18 protein-coding genes are annotated in these 16,443 nt (G+C 71.6%); 12 read left to right on the top strand and 6 right to left on the bottom strand.

The features are described 5' to 3' along the window. The first annotated feature begins 57 nt into the window (after nucleotides 1-57). Both QQZ13_RS13650 and QQZ13_RS13645 read left to right on the top strand, forming a co-directional pair. Nucleotides 58-1,197 (top strand): Gfo/Idh/MocA family protein, encoded by a 1,140-nt coding sequence (locus QQZ13_RS13650; RefSeq protein WP_284529894.1) that lies wholly within the window; start codon nucleotides 58-60, stop codon nucleotides 1,195-1,197. Beyond that, nucleotides 1,194-1,934, top strand: a complete 741-nt coding sequence (locus QQZ13_RS13645; protein ID WP_284529892.1) for a ThuA domain-containing protein — start codon at nucleotides 1,194-1,196, stop codon at nucleotides 1,932-1,934. Before QQZ13_RS13650 ends, QQZ13_RS13645 begins: the two co-directional genes overlap by 4 nt. Nucleotides 1,935-1,947: 13 nt before the next feature. On the opposite strand, the gene QQZ13_RS13640 is transcribed toward QQZ13_RS13645, so the two are convergent. The 3 genes from QQZ13_RS13640 to QQZ13_RS13630 are packed head-to-tail and all read right to left on the bottom strand — an operon-like array spanning nucleotide 1,948 to nucleotide 5,062. Further along, nucleotides 1,948-2,790, bottom strand: coding sequence for a carbohydrate ABC transporter permease (locus QQZ13_RS13640; protein ID WP_284529890.1), 843 nt, complete (start codon nucleotides 2,788-2,790; stop codon nucleotides 1,948-1,950). Further along, complete coding sequence (locus tag QQZ13_RS13635) at nucleotides 2,790-3,737, bottom strand: carbohydrate ABC transporter permease (protein ID WP_284529889.1); 948 nt, start codon at nucleotides 3,735-3,737, stop codon at nucleotides 2,790-2,792. Before QQZ13_RS13635 ends, QQZ13_RS13640 begins: the two co-directional genes overlap by 1 nt. Then, the gene (locus QQZ13_RS13630; RefSeq protein ID WP_284529888.1) at nucleotides 3,734-5,062 is read right to left on the bottom strand and encodes an ABC transporter substrate-binding protein; all 1,329 of its coding nucleotides are present in this window, start codon (nucleotides 5,060-5,062) and stop codon (nucleotides 3,734-3,736) included. The genes QQZ13_RS13635 and QQZ13_RS13630 overlap by 4 nt, the downstream gene beginning before the upstream one ends. 291 nt (nucleotides 5,063-5,353) lie before the next feature. On the opposite strand from QQZ13_RS13630, the gene QQZ13_RS13625 reads away from it, so the two are divergent. From QQZ13_RS13625 to QQZ13_RS13585, 9 genes are read left to right on the top strand one after another with little or no spacing between them, the layout of a single operon-like run. Then, complete coding sequence (locus QQZ13_RS13625) at nucleotides 5,354-6,562, top strand: mandelate racemase/muconate lactonizing enzyme family protein (RefSeq protein ID WP_284529943.1); 1,209 nt, start codon at nucleotides 5,354-5,356, stop codon at nucleotides 6,560-6,562. Nucleotides 6,563-6,580: 18 nt separating this feature from the next. After that, nucleotides 6,581-7,342, top strand: a complete 762-nt coding sequence (locus QQZ13_RS13620) for a FadR/GntR family transcriptional regulator (RefSeq protein ID WP_284529887.1) — start codon at nucleotides 6,581-6,583, stop codon at nucleotides 7,340-7,342. Beyond that, on the top strand, nucleotides 7,284-8,267 hold the full coding sequence (locus QQZ13_RS13615) for a hypothetical protein (protein WP_284529886.1): 984 nt from the start codon (nucleotides 7,284-7,286) through the stop codon (nucleotides 8,265-8,267). Before QQZ13_RS13620 ends, QQZ13_RS13615 begins: the two co-directional genes overlap by 59 nt. Further along, nucleotides 8,264-8,998 carry an SDR family NAD(P)-dependent oxidoreductase gene (locus tag QQZ13_RS13610; protein ID WP_284529884.1) on the top strand — a complete coding sequence of 245 codons (735 nt, stop codon included), beginning with the start codon at nucleotides 8,264-8,266 and terminating at the stop codon, nucleotides 8,996-8,998. Before QQZ13_RS13615 ends, QQZ13_RS13610 begins: the two co-directional genes overlap by 4 nt. Further along, nucleotides 8,998-9,840, top strand: coding sequence for an SMP-30/gluconolactonase/LRE family protein (locus QQZ13_RS13605; protein ID WP_284529882.1), 843 nt, complete (start codon nucleotides 8,998-9,000; stop codon nucleotides 9,838-9,840). The genes QQZ13_RS13610 and QQZ13_RS13605 overlap by 1 nt, the downstream gene beginning before the upstream one ends. Then, a complete protein-coding gene (locus QQZ13_RS13600; RefSeq protein WP_284529881.1) occupies nucleotides 9,837-10,697 on the top strand; it encodes a fumarylacetoacetate hydrolase family protein in 861 nt (286 codons plus the stop codon). Before QQZ13_RS13605 ends, QQZ13_RS13600 begins: the two co-directional genes overlap by 4 nt. Continuing rightward, the gene (locus tag QQZ13_RS13595; RefSeq protein WP_284529879.1) at nucleotides 10,694-11,368 is read left to right on the top strand and encodes an SDR family NAD(P)-dependent oxidoreductase; all 675 of its coding nucleotides are present in this window, start codon (nucleotides 10,694-10,696) and stop codon (nucleotides 11,366-11,368) included. The genes QQZ13_RS13600 and QQZ13_RS13595 overlap by 4 nt, the downstream gene beginning before the upstream one ends. A gap of 57 nt (nucleotides 11,369-11,425) precedes the next feature. Continuing rightward, nucleotides 11,426-12,529, top strand: a complete 1,104-nt coding sequence (locus QQZ13_RS13590; protein WP_284529878.1) for a M4 family metallopeptidase — start codon at nucleotides 11,426-11,428, stop codon at nucleotides 12,527-12,529. Beyond that, nucleotides 12,513-12,935 (top strand): protealysin inhibitor emfourin, encoded by a 423-nt coding sequence (locus tag QQZ13_RS13585; protein WP_284529875.1) that lies wholly within the window; start codon nucleotides 12,513-12,515, stop codon nucleotides 12,933-12,935. Before QQZ13_RS13590 ends, QQZ13_RS13585 begins: the two co-directional genes overlap by 17 nt. On the opposite strand, the gene QQZ13_RS13580 is transcribed toward QQZ13_RS13585, so the two are convergent. Genes QQZ13_RS13580 through QQZ13_RS13570 form a run of 3 tightly spaced genes read right to left on the bottom strand, consistent with a single transcriptional unit; the run spans nucleotide 12,918 to nucleotide 14,736 of the window. Beyond that, on the bottom strand, nucleotides 12,918-13,532 hold the full coding sequence (locus QQZ13_RS13580) for a GNAT family N-acetyltransferase (RefSeq protein ID WP_284529873.1): 615 nt from the start codon (nucleotides 13,530-13,532) through the stop codon (nucleotides 12,918-12,920). The two genes, QQZ13_RS13585 and QQZ13_RS13580, sit on opposite strands and share 18 nt — an antisense overlap. Nucleotides 13,533-13,537: 5 nt before the next feature. Further along, entirely contained in the window at nucleotides 13,538-14,236 is a 699-nt protein-coding gene (locus QQZ13_RS13575) for a uracil-DNA glycosylase (RefSeq protein ID WP_284529871.1), read from the bottom strand. Next, nucleotides 14,236-14,736: a phosphoribosyltransferase gene (locus QQZ13_RS13570; protein ID WP_284529869.1), complete on the bottom strand. Its 501-nt coding sequence runs from the start codon at nucleotides 14,734-14,736 to the stop codon at nucleotides 14,236-14,238. The genes QQZ13_RS13575 and QQZ13_RS13570 overlap by 1 nt, the downstream gene beginning before the upstream one ends. A gap of 170 nt (nucleotides 14,737-14,906) precedes the next feature. On the opposite strand from QQZ13_RS13570, the gene QQZ13_RS13565 reads away from it, so the two are divergent. Further along, a complete protein-coding gene (locus QQZ13_RS13565; protein ID WP_284529942.1) occupies nucleotides 14,907-16,379 on the top strand; it encodes an MFS transporter in 1,473 nt (490 codons plus the stop codon). Nucleotides 16,380-16,443: the final 64 nt, after the last annotated feature.

Genomic DNA, 16,443 nt, shown 5'->3' with positions numbered 1-16,443 from the left:
TAGCGGGTCTGCCGTCTTTAGTATTATCAATACTCGACCCAGAGCAGAGAGGCCCTCGTGTCCCCGTCGACATCCTCCCCCACTCCCCTGGACGGGGACCACCGCGACGCGGACACCCTGCGTGTCGGCGTCATCGGCCTCGGCTACGCCGGCACCACACACCTCGAGTCCTTCCGCTCCCTCCCCGGGATCGAGGTCGTCGCCCTCGCCGGCAAGGAGCGGGAGCGACTGGAGCTGCTGTCCGCCCAGCACGGGATCGCCCACACCTACGCCGACGGCGACGAACTCATCGCCCGCGACGACCTCGACATCGTCAGCATCGCCACCCCCAACGTCCTCCACGACCGGCTGGCCGTCACCGCGCTGGAGGGCGGCAAGCACGTCTTCTGCGAGAAGCCGCTCGCCGTGACCGCCGAGGGCGCCCAGGCGATGATCGACGCCGCGACGCGGGCGGGCCGCGTGCTCGATGCAGCCTTCAACCACCGGCGCCGTGCCGACGTGCAATGGGTGGCCGACTACCTGCGCACCGAGGGCATCGGACGGATCTACCACGCCCGGGCCTCGTGGAAGCGCAGGTCGGGCATCCCGGGGCTGCGCTCGTGGTTCACGTCGCTGGAGCTCGCCGGCGGGGGCGCGCTCATCGACCTCGGTCCCCACGTCATCGACACGCTCCTCCACCTGCTCGGCGAACCGCGGGTGCGGACGGTGAGCGCGGTGACCCACGGCGAGCTCGGGCGCGCCGGCTATGGCGCGATGGACCGCGTCGACCAGATGACCAGCGGCGCCGACTTCGGCGTCGAGGACCTCGCCGCGGCCCTGCTGCGGCTGGAGGACGGCGCGAGCGTCGCGCTCGAGATCAGCTGGGCGGGCCACACCGTCGACGACGAGGACATCTCGATCGAGCTCCTCGGCGTCGACGGCGGCGTGAGGCTGTTCATCCCCCGCTACAAGGGCGAGGACACCATCCGGGTCTTCCGCGACCGCGCCGGCACGGCCCTCACCCTCGCCCCCGACGTGAGGGTCGCCGGCGGCGAGCATCCCGTCGTCATCGCGGAGTTCGTCGAGACCGTCCGCGCCCAGCGGGAGGGACGCCCCGTGCGCGACGAGGCCGAGCACCACCGCCGGCTCCTCGAGCGCGTGAGGATCATCGACGCCTGCTACCGGTCGGCGGCACAGGGACAGGAGGTGGTGGTGTGAGCGCACCGCTGCGGGTCACGGTCTGGAACGAGAACATCCACGAGCGCCGGGAAGGCTCGCGCGCCGCGGAGCTGTACCCCGAGGGGATCCACGGCGCCATCGCCGCGGGGCTGCGCGCGCACCTGGGCGACGGAGTGCGGGTGCGCACGGCCACGATGGAGGAGCCCGATCACGGTCTGCCCCCGGAGGTGATCGACGACACCGACGTGCTGCTGTGGTGGGGACACGAGGACCACCCCGGCGTGCGCGACGAGGTGGTCGATCGCGTGCACCGGGCGGTCCTCGGCGGGATGGGGATCATCGTGCTGCACTCCGGCCACTACTCGAAGATCTTCCGGCGGCTCATGGGCACGACGTGCTCGCTGCGGTGGCGCAACGACGGGGACCGCGAGCTGGTGTGGACGGTCGCACCGACCCACCCGATCGCCGCGGGCGTGCCCGATCCGCTCGTCATCGACGAGCAGGAGATGTACGGCGAGTACTTCGACATCCCGGCGCCGGAGCAGCTCGTCTTCCTCTCGACGTTCTCCGGCGGCGAGGTCTTCCGCTCCGGCGCGACCTGGACCCGCGGCTTCGGGCGGGTGTTCTACTTCTCGCCCGGCGACCAGGAGTACCCCGTCTATCACCACCCCGACGTGCAGACCGTGCTGGCCAACGGCGTCCGCTGGGCGGCGCCGGTGCGCCGCGGGGACGCCCTCGACGCCACCTTCCACCCGCGCAGCTGGTTCACCTCCTGAGATCAGGTGGGCGTCAGCGGCTGACGCCCACCTGCAGCCCCTGCATGATGTAGCGCGAGGCGAACGCCAGCAGCACGAGCGGTACCGATGCCGTGACGAACAGGCCCGCCGAGACGAGCGGCTGATCGTTGAGGTAGCGGTCGCCGATCGTCGCCAGCGTCGGGGTGAGCAGCCACAGCGACTGGTCCCGGATGAGGATGACCGCGAAGATCAGCTCGTTCCAGACGCCGAGGAACTGCAGCACCGCCAGGGTCGCGATGCCGCTGGCGCCCATGGGGCGCACGATCGACCACAGCGTGCGGAACAGGCCCGCGCCGTCGATCCGCGCGGCCTCGATCACCTCGTCGGGGATCGAGCGGAACGTGAGGGTCAGGAAGAACGTCGCGAAGGGCAGGCCGGTGGCGACGTAGACGAGGATCAGTCCCGGATAGCCCTGCAGGCCGAGCCGGGCCAGCAGCAGATAGATCGGGATGATCAGCACGGGCCCCGGGATCAGCATCACCGACACGAAGGTGGCGGTGACCCACTTGGTCCCCGGCACGGGCAGCTTGGCGAGCGCGTAGCCGGCGATCGTCGCGAGGATCAGGACGATCACGACGGCGATCGAGGTGACCATGAGGCTGTTCACGAACGCGCGCCCGAGGCCGTAGGCCGACGAGAGGGTGGCGTAGTTGTCGAGGGTCCACTCGCCGGGAAGGCCGAAGGGGTTCTGCAGGTAGTCCGCGTTCGGGCGCAGGCTGGTGATGATCACGAACCACAGGGGGTAGATGATCGACGCCGCCAGCAGGCACAGCGCGATGAAGATCGGCCATCGGACGCCGCGGCTGCTGAGGCGGCCGCTCACGCTCTCGGACATCAGTCCTCCTCCCCCAGCTTGAACACCCTGTTCTGGATGACCGTCAGGATGCCGATGAACAGGAACAGGACCACGGCGAGCGCGGCCCCCGAGCCGAGGTTGCTGCTCGAGAAGGCCCGCAGGTACACGAGGTAGTCGATCGTCGTCGTCTCGAATCCGGGGCCGCCCGCGGTCATCACGAAGACGAAGCCGAAGAGCGAGGTGAACGTGTAGAGCACGTTGATGATGAAGACGAAGCCGAGCACGCGGCGGATGTTGGGCAGGGTGATGTACCAGAGCCGCTTCCACCAGCCGGCGCCGTCGATGGCCGCCGCCTCGAACACGGCGGGGTTGATCGAAGTGAGACCGGCCAGGAGGAGCAGGGCCTGATAGCCGAAGCCCGACCACACCAGCGCCATGATGATGACGAAGATGGCGAGGGTGCCGTCGGTGAAGAACTGGATCGGCTCGATGCCGAAGAGCGCGAGCGCCTGGTTGACGCCGCCGTAGTAGCCGAACGCGTTCCGGAACATGATGCCGATGACCGCGACGGAGAGCACGTTGGGCAGGAAGAAGATGACCCGGAAGAAGCGCCAGCCGCGCACGCGCTCGAACAGCAGCACCGAGACGATGAGGGCCGCGAAGATCACCAGCGGCACCGAGATGAGGAACTTCAGATTGTTGAGGAAGACCTGGTGCACAACGGGGTCGGTCAGCAGCGCCGTGTAGTTCTGGAAGTTGTTCCACTCGAACCGCAGGCCGTTCGTCTTCGTGAAGGAGATGAAGACGGCGAAGGCCACGGGGAACGCCATGAAGCCGACGACGATGAGGAAGGCCGGCGCCACCGACAGCAGGCCGATGAAGCGGTCACGGCGGCGGAAGCCGCCGGGACGGCGGGCGGGGAGACGGTCCGCTCCGACCACCACCGCCTGGGTGGTGGTCGGAGCGGACGAGGACGAGGAACTCACTGGTTCGCGATCTCCGCCTGGTACGAGTCCGCCAGCTGCCGCACGGCGTCCTCCGGCGTGATGCTGCCGAGGAAGACCCCCGCGTTCACCCGGTAGAACAGGTCGATCGTGGCCTGCGGCATCACCGAGTCGAAGGCGAAGACGATGCCGTCGGTGGCCTCCTGCAGGAGCGTGAACTCCTGCTGGAGCAGCGGGTTCTCGATGAGCGAGGCGTCGGCGTCGCGGTGGTTGGACGCCTGCGTCTGGTAGAGCTTCACGAACTGATCCTGGTTGGCCGGTTCGGCGAGGAACTGCAGGAACTCGCCGGCGAGCTCCTTGTTCTGCGAGTAGTTCGTCATCGACAGCGCGATCTCGGGGCCGCCCGCCGCCATCTTCGGGTACGCGGCGCCCTCGAGCATCGGGATGAGCGAGACGCTCACATCGTCGCCGAACGCGTCGACCATGTTGTTGTTCTCCCAGCTGCCCACGATGTAGTACGCGCTGGAGCCGTTGACGAACCCGGCCGTGGACTCGCCGTTGGAGACCTGGCCGGCGTCGGGGTTGGCCAGGCCGCTCTGACCGAGCTCCGCGTACGCCTCGTACGCCTTCACCATGGCGGGGTCGTCGACGGGGATCTCCCCCGCGTACATCTGCGTGAACGCGGACTCGCCCAGCTCGCCGCCCACGAGGGCGCTGATGATCCACGCCCCGACGTAGCCTTCGAGGTTGGCCATCCAGAAGCCGTTCTTGTCGGTGCGGTCGACGACCTGCTGGCCGTTCTCGACCAGCTGCTCCCACGAAGTGATCGGCTCGGCGGGGTCGATCCCGGCCTCTTCGAGGATCGCGTTGTTGCCGAACACCGTGAACATGTTGCCGGCGCCGTACGGCATGCCGAGGATCGCCCCGTCCGCCGAGAATCCCTCGCGGTTCACGTTGAAGCCGCTCATCGACTCGATGATCTCGGGGGTGAGGTAGGGCTCGAGCGGCTCGAAGAACTCCGCGAACGAGATGGTGGGTCCGCCGGCGTACTGCACGCGGATGTCGGGTCCGTCGCCCGCGATCGAGGCCGCCTGGAACTGGGCGCTGTTCGCGGAGATGTCGCCGCCCTGCTGGACCACCGTGACGGTGACCCCCTCGTTCTCCTCCTCGAACTTCGCGGCCATCTGGTCGATGAACGAGTTCTCGAGGTCGGCCTCGCCGCTTTCGAGGGTGCGCCCCAGGATGCCGGTGTCCCAGATCACGAGCTCTCGGTCACCGGACTGCGTCTCCTCGGCCGGTGCGCACGCGACGAGCGAACCGATCAATCCTGCGGCGAGCACGAGCCCACCGACGGTGCGAGTCTTCATTGCTGTGTCCTTTCGTTGGGAGCACTCCGCCGGCGTCGGCCGGCCGGAACGGACGTCGACGGACGGCCGGAAAGGATGTCGGTGCGTGCGGGGCCGCCTTCGGCTCGACACGGATACGGGTTGTGCGACATCTTCGTCCCATCCACGGCGACAGTGACCATGACGGTCACTCGCGATTATTACATCATACCTAGCATGGTATTCCGCAAGAGTTCGGCGCGGAATCGGCGTTGCCAAATCGTCAGGATCGCGGTTACATATGATGTATCTCGAACAAAGGTGTGCCCTGTGATGAAAATCGACGCGGTCGACTTCTTCTACGCCTCCATGCCGGAGGTGACCCTGGAGGCCGATGGAAGCCAGGATGCGCTCCTGGTGCGCGTCACCGCGGGCGACCACGTCGGATGGGGCGAGTGCGAGGCCTCGCCGCTCACCTCCATCGCCGCCTTCGTCGCTCCCCGCTCCCACGGCGTCTGCCAGCCGGTGGGCGCGAGCGTGCTCGGCGAGTCTCTCGACGGCCCCGAGGACATCGCGCGCATCGCGCGCCTGGTCGCCCGCAACAGTATGGACCTCCTGCAGGCCGCGCACACGTGGTCGGGCATCGAGATCGCGCTCTGGGACCTGCTCGGACGCGCCCGCGAGGAGCCGGTCTGGAGGATGCTCGGCTACGCCGAGAGCCACGCCAAGCTCCCTTACGCGTCCATGCTCTTCGGCGCGACCCCGCAGGACACCCTCGAGCGCGCCCGCTCGGTGCAGGCCCGCGGATTCCACGCCGTCAAGTTCGGGTGGGGTCGCTACGGCACCGGCAGCGCGGCCGAGGACGCCGACCACGTCGCCGCGGCGCGCGAGGGCCTCGGCTCCGATGCGCTCCTGCTCGTCGACGCCGGCCAGATCTGGGGCGACGACCTCCAGCCGGCCCTCGAGCGACTGCCCGCACTCGAGGCGGCCGGGGCCACATGGCTCGAGGAGCCCTTCCTCCCCCACGCCTTCGTCCCCCACGCCGAACTCGCCCGCGCCGCCCGCGGGGTCGGCATCGCCGGCGGCGAGGGCGCGCACACCGTCCACATGGCGACGAATCTCATCGACTACGGCAACGTGCGGTTCGTCCAGATCGACGCGGCACGCATCGGCGGCATCGGACCCGCCAAGGAGGTCGCCGACCATGCCGTGGCGAGCGGAGTGACCTTCGTCAACCACACCTTCACCTCCCACCTCGCCCTCTCGGCCTCGCTCCAGCCGTTCGCGGGCCTCGCCGACCACCGCATCTGCGAGTACCCCGTCGAGCCCAAGCGCGTCGCGGAGGTGCTGTCGGTGCAGCACATCACCCCCGACCACAACGGCGAGATCCGCGCCCCCGATGCGCCCGGCCTCGGCATCGACGTCGACCTCGACGCGCTCCGGCCGTACCTGCGCACCGTAGACATCGCCATCGACGGCGTGCCGGTGTTCTCCAGCCCTCTGCCCGTCGACGGCCCGCCTAAAGTGAATGCCATCAGCTAACCCCCAAGGAGGTCGCTCGTGGCCGACGCTACGGAAGTCGATCGCGGCTCGGGCTACGCCATGCGCGGCTTGCAGGCGAAGGTCATCGAGGGCATCGGACGGGCGATCGTCCGCGGCACCTACGCGCCCGGAGACCTCGTTCCGAAGGAGGCCGAGCTCACCGAGCAGTACGCCGTCAGTCGCACCTCCGTCCGCGAGGCCATGCGCGTGCTCGCCGCGAAGGGCCTCGTCGACATCCGGCAGAAGATCGGCACCCGCGTGCGGCGCACCGATCAGTGGAACGCCTTCGACGTCGACATCCTCCGGTGGCACAGCGACGAGGGACGCGGGGAGTCGATCTTCAAAGACCTCGTCGAGGTCCGCCAGATCATGGAGCCGCAGGCGGCCCGGCTGGCGGCGGGACGCGCGAGCATGGACGACCTCCGCCGCCTCGAGACCGCGCTGCGCACGATGGACGCCTCCGTCGGCGATCGCGACGCCTACGCCCACGCCGACGTCGACTTCCACGTGGCCGTCTACGGCGCGAGCCACAACGCCCTGCTGCGCCAGTTCGGCGCCGTCGTCGCCGACTCGATGTACCTCAGCTTCAGCGTGCAGCAGGTCACCGCGACGAACGAGGCGCGGCTGGCCGCCGACGTCGCCCAGCACGCGAACGTGCTGGCGGCGATCAACCGCGGCGACGGCGAACGAGCGGCGAACGCGATGCTGGAGGTGGTGCTCGATGGAAAGTCCGCCCTCATCGAGGCGCTCGGACACCCCGAGGCCGCCGGCGACGACTGAGGACCCGGCGCTGATCCTGCGGGCGGGCGGGGCGCGCGCCCGGCTCCTGCCCGGCGAGGGCGCCGTCGTCGACGAGCTGTCCGTGGACGGCATGTCGGTGCTCGCGCGCACTCCCTGGGCCGATCGGGTGGCCTGGGCCGACCGGGTGACGCGCGGCGCCCCCGCCGCGACCGAGGACGAGTGGGTCCGCCGGTGGCGCGGCGGGTGGCAGCTGTGCGCGCCGACGGCGGGCGCCCCCGAGCCCGGGGCCCACCCGCGCCAGTACTTCCACGGCGCCGCGTCGCAGGCGCCGTGGCGGGTGCTCGCGCAGGAGACGGCGCGTGCCGTCGTGGAGTGGAGCGACGACGATGTGCGGATCACGCGCGAGTGGACGCTCGCGCCTCGCTCGCTGACGGCGTCGACGACCCTCGTGCAGACGGGCGGACGGCCGCGTCCGCTGAGCGTCGCGGAGCATCTGATCCTCGGCGGCGACCTCTTCGCGCCGCTGTCCCGGGGCGAGGGACTGCGGCTGGAGACCGACGCGGAGGTGTCGCCGCTCGGCTACGACGGGTCCCCCACGGGGGCCGGGACCGAGGCGTTCGGCGGCCGGTGGAGCGACTTCGACGCCGCCACCCCCGCGCGCCTGGGCGCCCTCACCCCGCGCGGCGAGCGCCGGGTCATCGTGCGCGCCGGCGAGTCCTCGGTCGAGGTGACCTGGACCGGTCTTCCCCATGCGCTCCTGTGGGAGGAGGCGGGCGCCTCGGCGGGCGAGCCGTGGAACGGTCAGGTGTTCGCGCTCGGGGTGGAGCCCACCACGACGCCTCACGGCATCGGCAGCGCCGCTCCCGAGGGCGTCGTCGAGCTGCGCCCCGGCCAGAGCCTCACCTGGACGACGACGCTCCGCGTGCGTCCCGCTTCGCGATCGGCAGAAAGGCCCGCGCCATGACCTCGTCCCTCCGCTGCATCGTCACCGGCACCTCGAGCGGGATCGGGGCGGCCATCGCGGCCGACCTCCGCGCGCACGGGCACGAGGTGGTGGGCCTGGACATCGACCCCGGAGCCGATGCCGGCACGACCGTGCGCGTCGACCTCGCCGACCGCGACGCGCGCACCGGGGCCTGGGACGAGGCGCGCGGGCGACTGGGCGAGGTGGACGTGCTCGTGAACGCCGCCGGCGTCTTCCGCGAGGGCTCGGTGCTCGACTCGGGGCCATCGGACTGGGACACGGTGTGGCGGGTCAACCTCGAAGCGCCGATGGACCTCATGCGGTGCGCGGCGCGGGAGATGGCGCCCCGGGGATGGGGCCGCATCGTCAACATCACGAGCATCCACGCCCGCCTCGGCCACCCCGCGTGCCTGGCGTACGACACCGCGAAGGCCGCACTCGAGGCGGCCACCCGGTCGGCGGCGCTCGACCTGGCCGGATCCGGTGTGCTCGTCAACGCCGTCGCGCCCGGCTTCGTCCGCACCCGGATGAGCCTGCTCCCGGACGGCACCGACGAGTCCGACACCGAGGACTTCCGCGCGCGGTACGTCGAGGGCGGGCGGCTCCCCCTCGGACGCAGCGCCGCGGCCGACGAGATCGCCCCGGTCGTGCGGTTCCTGACGTCGCGGGACAACACGTACACGACCGGCGCGGTGTGGGGCGTCGACGGCGGCCTCGGGGCGCGGTTCTGATGCGCGCGCACGCCGCGGTCACCGGCCTCGGCTTCCCCGAGTCGCTGCGCTGGCGCGCGGGCGAGCTCTGGTTCAGCGACATGTTCCGCGGCCGCGTGCACCGCTGGACGCCCGGCGAGCCGGTGCGGGTGGTGATCGACGACGCGCACGGCGGCCCCCGGATGCCGGGCGGCCTCGGCTGGCTCCCCACCGGCGAGCTGCTCGTCGTCGACGCCGACGGTCGGCGGGTGCTCGGTGTGGCGGGCGCCACCGTGCGCGAGCACGCCGACCTGACGGGGGTGTTCTCCCACCCCGCGAACGACATGCACGTGGACTCCGCCGGGCGGGCCCTCGTCGGCGGCTACGGCTTCGATCCCGACCGCGACGCGCCCGTGGCGTCCCGCCTCGCCCGCGTCGAGGCGACGGGCGAGGCGCGCGCGTGGGGCGAGCCCCTCGTCTTCCCGAACGGATGCGACGCGCTCTCCGGCGGTGCCGTCGTGGTCGCGGAGACCTTCGCCGACCGGCTGAGCATCCTCGACGGCGAGGGGCGCCGGATCCGCGAGATCGCGATGCCGTCGGGATCGGGACCCGACGGCCTGAGCGTCGCGCCCGACGGGTCGGTCTACGTCGCGCTGGCCTTCGCCGGCGAGGTGGTCCGCGTGCGGGACGGCGAGGTCCGCACCGTCTGGCGACCGCCCGCAGGCGACGACGGACCGCTGTCCTGCTACGACTGCGCCGTGAGCGACGACGGACGGCGGCTCGCCGTCGGCGTCGCCAGCCGCGACGAGGCGCACGCGATGGGCACCGACACGGGAGCTGTCTGGCTGCTGCCGCTGGAGACGATCGACGAAGGAGAGTCATGAGACTGATGCGCCTGGGTGAGCCCGGGATGGAACGACCCGTGGTCCGAGTCGGCGATGGCGCCTACGTCGACGTGTCCGACCTCGTCCCCGATTTCGACGCGGCGTTCTTCGCGGGCGGCGGCGTCGAGCGGATCCGCGCGGCGGTCGCCGGGCGCGCGCGCGACGGGCAGGTCCGGGCCTTCGCCGGAGAGCGGATCGGCGCGCCCTTCGCGCGCCCCCACCAGGTCGTCTGCGTGGGGCTCAACTACCGCGACCACGCGCTCGAGAGCGGCATGCCGATCCCGGGCGAGCCCATCCTCTTCAGCAAGTCGCCCAACACGGTGGTGGGGCCCGACGACGACGTCCGGCTTCCCCGCGGCGGCGACAAGACCGACTGGGAGGTGGAGCTGGGGATCGTCATCGGCACGCGCACGCAGTACCTCGACTCCCCCGACCAGGCGCGGGCGCACGTCGCCGGCTGGGTCCTGGTCAACGACGTGAGCGAACGGTCGTTCCAGCTCGAGCGCGGAGGCCAGTGGCTCAAGGGGAAGTCGGCGGAGACCTTCAATCCCGCCGGGCCGTGGCTGGCGACGCCCGACGAGATCGCCGACGTCGGGGCGCTCGCGATGACGCTCGACGTGAACGGCGAGCGCCGCCAGACCGGCTCGACCGCGACGATGATCTTCGACCCGTTCACGCTGGTGCACTACATCAGCCAGTTCATGGTGCTCGAACCGGGCGACCTCATCAACACCGGCACTCCGCCGGGGGTGGGCATGGGGATGACGCCGCCGCGCTACCTCCGGGAGGGAGACGTCATGACGCTCGAGATCGAGGGCCTCGGCCGGCAGACGCAGCGGGTGGTGGGGCCCCGATGAGGCGCGCACTCGTCACGGGCGGCGCGAGCGGGCTGGGCGCGGCGACGGCCGAGCGGCTCCGCGCCGACGGCCTCCACGTGATCACCCTCGACCGCGCCGGTCACGTCGACGAGCGGGTCGACGTCACCGACGCCGCCGCTGTCGACGCCCTCGCCGCGCGCGTCGGCCCGATCGACGTGCTCGTCAACTCCGCCGGCATCGTCGGCCCCAACCGCGACCTCGTCGCGACCGGGCTCGACGAGTGGCGGGCGACGCTGGAGGTGAACGTCATCGGCACCGTGGCGATGATGCGCGCGTTCCTCCCGGGCATGGTCGAGGCCGGATGGGGACGCGTCGTCAACATCGCCAGCATGGCCGGCAAGGACGGCAATCCGCAGCTCGCCGCCTATTCCGCGTCCAAGGCGGCCGTGATCGCCCTCACGAAGGCCGCGGGCAAGGAGCTGGCCACCACGGGGGTGCTGGTCAACGCGATCGCCCCGGCCGTCATCGCCACGCCGATGAACGCGACGACCGCACCGGAGGTGCTGGAGCGGATCACCTCGCTCATCCCGATGCGGCGCGTCGGCGAGGCGCACGAGGTCGCCGCACTGATCTCCTGGCTCTGCTCGACGGAGGTCTCGTTCTCCACGGGCGCGGTGTACGACATCAGCGGGGGGCGCGCCACCTACTGACCTGCGGCCGAGCCCGCACCGCGGCGCGCGTCGGGGGCGGCGGATAGCCTGACCGTCATGGAAGCCGAGACCACCCGCACGCGCGCGCTCGCGCCCTCACCCGCCCACGCGATCATCCCGGCGTACCTCCTCGCCCGGCTGGCCGCGACATCCCACCCCCGGTTCGCCGTCGCCTCCGAGGCGGCGCGCGCGACCCTGGCCGCCCCGCGCGCCTACCGCCCCGTGCGCGCGAGCCTCGATCTGTCCGTCGACGGCGGCGCGCTCGTCGTCGAGGCCTCCCCCACACCCGACCGCGTGGTCTCCGACGCGCAGAACAGCGAGACGCTCCCGGGCGTGCGCGTGCGCGGGGAGGACGATCCGGCCACCGGCGATGCGGCCGCCGACGCCGCATTCGACGGGCTCGGCGCGACCTTCTCCTTCCTGTGGGACGCGTTCGAGCGCGTGGGTCTCGACGGGGCGGGCGGGTCGCTCCTGGCGACCGTGCACTACGGCGAGCGCTACGACAACGCCTTCTGGAACGGCGAGCGCATGGTCTTCGGCGACGGAGACGGCGAGGTCTTCACCGGCTTCACCCGCTCGCTGACCGTCATCGCCCACGAGCTCGGCCACGGCGTGATCGAGAGCGCGGGCGGCCTCGTGTACGCGGGCCAGTCCGGCGCGCTCAACGAGTCGATCGCCGACGTGCTCGGCGTGCTCACCGAGCAGCACGCGCGCGGCCAGCGCGTCAACGACGCGTCCTGGCTCATCGGCGCGGAGATCTTCACCGACGCCGTGCAGGGCAGCGCGCTGCGCTCCATGAGCGCACCGGGGACCGCGTACGACGACGACGTGCTCGGCCGCGACCCGCAGCCCGCCCACATGCGCGACTACGTCGACACCACCTCCGACAACGGCGGAGTGCACATCAACTCCGGCATCCCCAACAAGGCGTTCCACCTCGCCGCGATGGCGCTGGGCGGGTTCGCCTGGGAGCGCGCGGGCCGCATCTGGTACCGGACGCTCACCGGAGGATCCCTCACGCCCACGGTGGACTTCGCCGCGTTCGCGCGGGCCACGCTCGACACGGCGGTGCGCGAGTACGGTGAGGAGTCGGAGGAGCACGCCGCCGTCCGCGCCGCCTGGTCGGGCGTCGGCGTCATCGACGATGCCGCACCCCGCTGACCCCGATCCCGCCGGCGATCCGCCCCCGGACGCCGGCACGCCGACCACTCCCGGCGCGCCGACCAGCCCCGACGGGACGACCGCGCCCACTCAGCCGACCGCGTCCGGCGCGGACGGGCTGTCCGTCGTCGTCGAGCGCAGCGGGGGCTTCGCGGGCCTCACCCGCCGGTGGAGCGTGACCGCCGGGCCCGACGATGCGACCTGGACCGCGCTGGTGGACGCCTGCGACTGGGACGGCGACGGCACGGGCCGCGCGGCGTCGGAGCCGGCCGGGGCGGACCGCTTCTGCTGGACCGTGACCGCGCGGACCCCGGCCGCCGAGCGCTCCGCCGCGCTGGCGGAGCACGAGGTCGACGGGCCGTGGCGTGCGCTCATCGACGCCGTCCGCTCAGCGTCCGAACAGTGATCGGCGCTTCTTCTTCGGGTGCAGGTGCTTCTGCAGGTAGATGGTGCCCAGCCAGCGGCCGAACTTGAAGCCCACCCGCCCCATCCGGCCCACCTCGACGAACCCGAGCTTCTCGTGGAGCGCCACCGACGCCTCGGCGCCCTTGTCGCTGATGACGGCGACCATCTCGCGGATGCCGAGCTCCTCGCACGCGGCGATGAGGGCCTCGAGCAGGCCGCGCCCGAGCCCCTTGCCGGTGGCCGCCTGCCCCAGGTAGATCGAGTTCTCGACCGTGTACCGGTATCCGGATCCGCCGGTCCAGGGCGAGACGAGCCCGTAGCCGAGGATCTGACCCGTGGGCGACACGGCCACGAGGAAGGGGAGCCCGAGCTTGTGCAGGTGGTCGAACTTGTCCACCCACTTCGCGTGCGACCACTTCTTCTCGTCGAGGGTGACGACGGAGTTCGTCACGTAGTAGTTGTAGATCTCTCGCACGTCGGCCATGTCGGTGCGCTGCGCGGGCCGGATCTCGTACGAGAACGGCCGCTCGGGCTCGGGAGCACGGCGCAGATGGAGCGGCAGCACCCTCCGCGACTTCTCGTACTCCTCTTCCAGCATGAGGCTCAGCCTAGGGCGGGGACCCGCCAGTCCACCGGGTCGGCGCCCAGGTCGGCCAGCAGCGCGTTCGCGCGGGAGAACGGCCGAGAGCCGAAGAACCCCCGGCTCGCCGACAGCGGCGACGGATGGGCCGACTCGATGATCGGGGTGTCGCCCAGGAGCGGCCGGAGGTTCGCGGCATCCCTCCCCCACAGGATCGCGACGAGCGGACCCGGGCGGGCGACGAGCGTGCGGATCGCGTGCTCGGTGACCTTCTCCCAGCCCCACCCGCGGTGCGACGCGGGCTGGCCCGGCATGACGGTGAGCACGCGGTTGAGGAGCATGACGCCCTGGTCGCTCCACGACGAGAGGTCGCCGTGGGCCGCCCGCGGGATGCCGAGGTCGGCCTCGAGCTCCTGGTAGATGTTCGACAGGCTCCGCGGCAGCGGTCGCACGTGGGCGTCGACGGCGAAGGACAGGCCGATGGGATGGCCCGGCGTCGGGTAGGGGTCCTGACCGACGATGAGCACGCGCACCTCGTCGAGCGGGCGCGAGAACGCGCGGAGAACCCGGTCCCCGGCGGGGAGATAGCCACGACCGGCGGCCGTCTCGGCGCGCAGCCGCTCGCCCAGCGCGGCGATGTCGGGGCCGACCGGAGCCAGCGCCTCGGCCCAGGCGGGGTCGATGAGCCCGGCCTCGGCCAGCTGAGGCAGCGCGAGGGCCATCACGCGCTCGCCTGCGTGCCGCCGTCCTCCTCGACGACGGTGCCCTTCGCGGACCACGGGAAGTCGATCCACAGCGGCGTCTCGCGCCAGGCGTAGTCCGGGAGGGCGACCGAGCCGGGCTTGGTGTAGATGCAGACCGAGCGGACGTCGGCGCCCGCCTCCTGCAGCAGCCGGACGGCGAGCGCGAGGGTGCGGCCGCTGTCGGCGACGTCGTCGACCAGGAGCACCCGCTTGCCGGGGAGGTAGCCGAGGTCGAGGTCGGGCGGCAGCAGCTCGGGGGCGTCGAGGACCGTGCCGATGCCGGTGTAGAACTCGACGTTCAGCGCGCCGCAGCTCTTGACCCCCAGGCCGTAGGCGATCGCGCCTGCCGGGAGCAGCCCTCCCCGGGCGATGGCGACCACGACGTCGGGGACGAACCCGTCATCGACGATCCGGCGGGACAGCTCGCGCGTCGCCGCCCCGAACCCGTCCCAGGTCAGCTTCTCGCGCTCCTGCGTCACCCGCTCCTCCTTCAGCCCGACCGGTCCCTGCGGCGCCCGGCCCTCGTCGGAACCAGCCTAGGACGCGCGCCCCGCACGAAAGACCGGGTCGCGCCGGAGCTCAGACCTAGACTGACGCCGTGGCATCCCGAACCGCATCCTCGTCGCCCTCCGCGGCGCGCTCCTCGGCACTGCGCTCCTCGACGTTGGGGATCACCGCCGGCCTCATCGGCTGGTTCGTCCTCGTCGAGATCGTCAGCGGCATCCTGCAGGGCTACTACGTGCCGCTGTTCAGCGACATCGTCATCGCCCTGGACATCCACGACTCCGACGTCAACTGGTTCGAGGCGGCGCAGCTGCTGCTGTCCGCGCTGGTCGTGCCGGTGCTGGCCAAGCTCGGCGACATGTACGGGCACAAGCGGATCCTGCTGATCGCGGCGATCCTGACCGCCGGAGCGACGTGGTGGCTCGCCTTCGCCGGGTCGTTCTGGACCTTCCTCATCGCGTGGGCGCTCCAGGGCTTCTACGTCGTGTGGCTGCCGCTGGAGATCGCCCTCATCTTCGAGCGCGGGCGCGCGCAGAACCGCGGCGTCTCGCTCACTCGGCGCGCGGCAGGCCTCCTGGTGGTCGGCCTGCAGGCGGGGGCCATCATCGGCGCCCTGGCGGCCGGCCGCATCTTCGCGGCGACCGGGGGCGACCTCACCCTCACGCTCATCGTCCCGGCGGTCGCGGTGACCCTCGTCGCGGTGGTCATCTGGCTGTGGGTGCCCGAGTCGACGCCGCAGCCCGGCCGCTCGCTCGACACCTGGGGCTTCGTGATCCTCGCGTGGGGGCTGCTCCTCGTCACGAGCGCGCTGGCATGGATGCGCCTCATCGGCGAGCTCGGCCTCGGCGCCGGCGCGTGGTTCGGAGTCGGTGCGCTCCTCGTGGTCGGCGTGCTCGTGCTGGTCGGGTTCGTGCTGTTCGAGCTGCGCCAGAAGGATCCGGCGATCGACATCCGCGTGCTCGCGCGGCCGGACATGTGGCCGGTCCAGGCCACGGCGTTCCTCATCGGCATCAGCCTGCTCGGCGCGCAAGGCCCGCTGTCCACCTACGCGGGCACCGACCCGTCGCTGGGCTACGGGCTGGGACTGGATGCCACCGAGCGCTCCAACATCATCGGCGTGTACCTCGTCTCGCTCATCGTCGGCGCCGTGCTGTTCGCGATCACCTCCCGCCGCGCGAGCCCCCGCGTCGTGCTCATCGCGGCGGCGCTCCTCGTGGGCGTCGGCTACACCCTGTTCCTGCCGTTCCACCTGGAGCTGTGGCAGGTGCTGCTGAACCTCTCGATCGCGGGCCTCGGATGCGGTGCGCTCGTCGGCGCCATGCCGGCGGCCGCGGCGGCCGCGGCGCCGCTGGGGCAGACCGGCGTGGCGTCCGCTCTCACCAACACCACCAAGACGATCGGCGGCACCTTCTCGTCAGCGGTCTTCGGGGTCGTCCTGGCCGGCGGCGCGGGCGTCGTGGCCAGTCAGACCGCGGCCTCGCTCGGCGGCTATCTGACGGTGTGGGCGATCTGCGCAGGCGGCGGCTTCCTCGCAGCCGTCCTGCTGCTGTTCGTGCCGAAGGTCGCGTTCTCCGACGCCGCGGAGGTCTCGCCCTCCGCGCCTCTCCCCGGTCGTTGAGAGAGGAGCGCAGCGACGAGACGAAACGCAGAGGAGCGCAGCGACGAGACGAAACGCAGAGGAG

Origin of the sequence: Microbacterium sp. T2.11-28, from assembly GCF_950097975.1 — a bacterium.
In the GTDB taxonomy this organism is placed as follows: domain Bacteria; phylum Actinomycetota; class Actinomycetes; order Actinomycetales; family Microbacteriaceae; genus Microbacterium.
The sequence above is the reverse complement of the archived record's forward strand: the minus strand, read 5'-3'. Positions and strand labels throughout refer to the sequence as shown.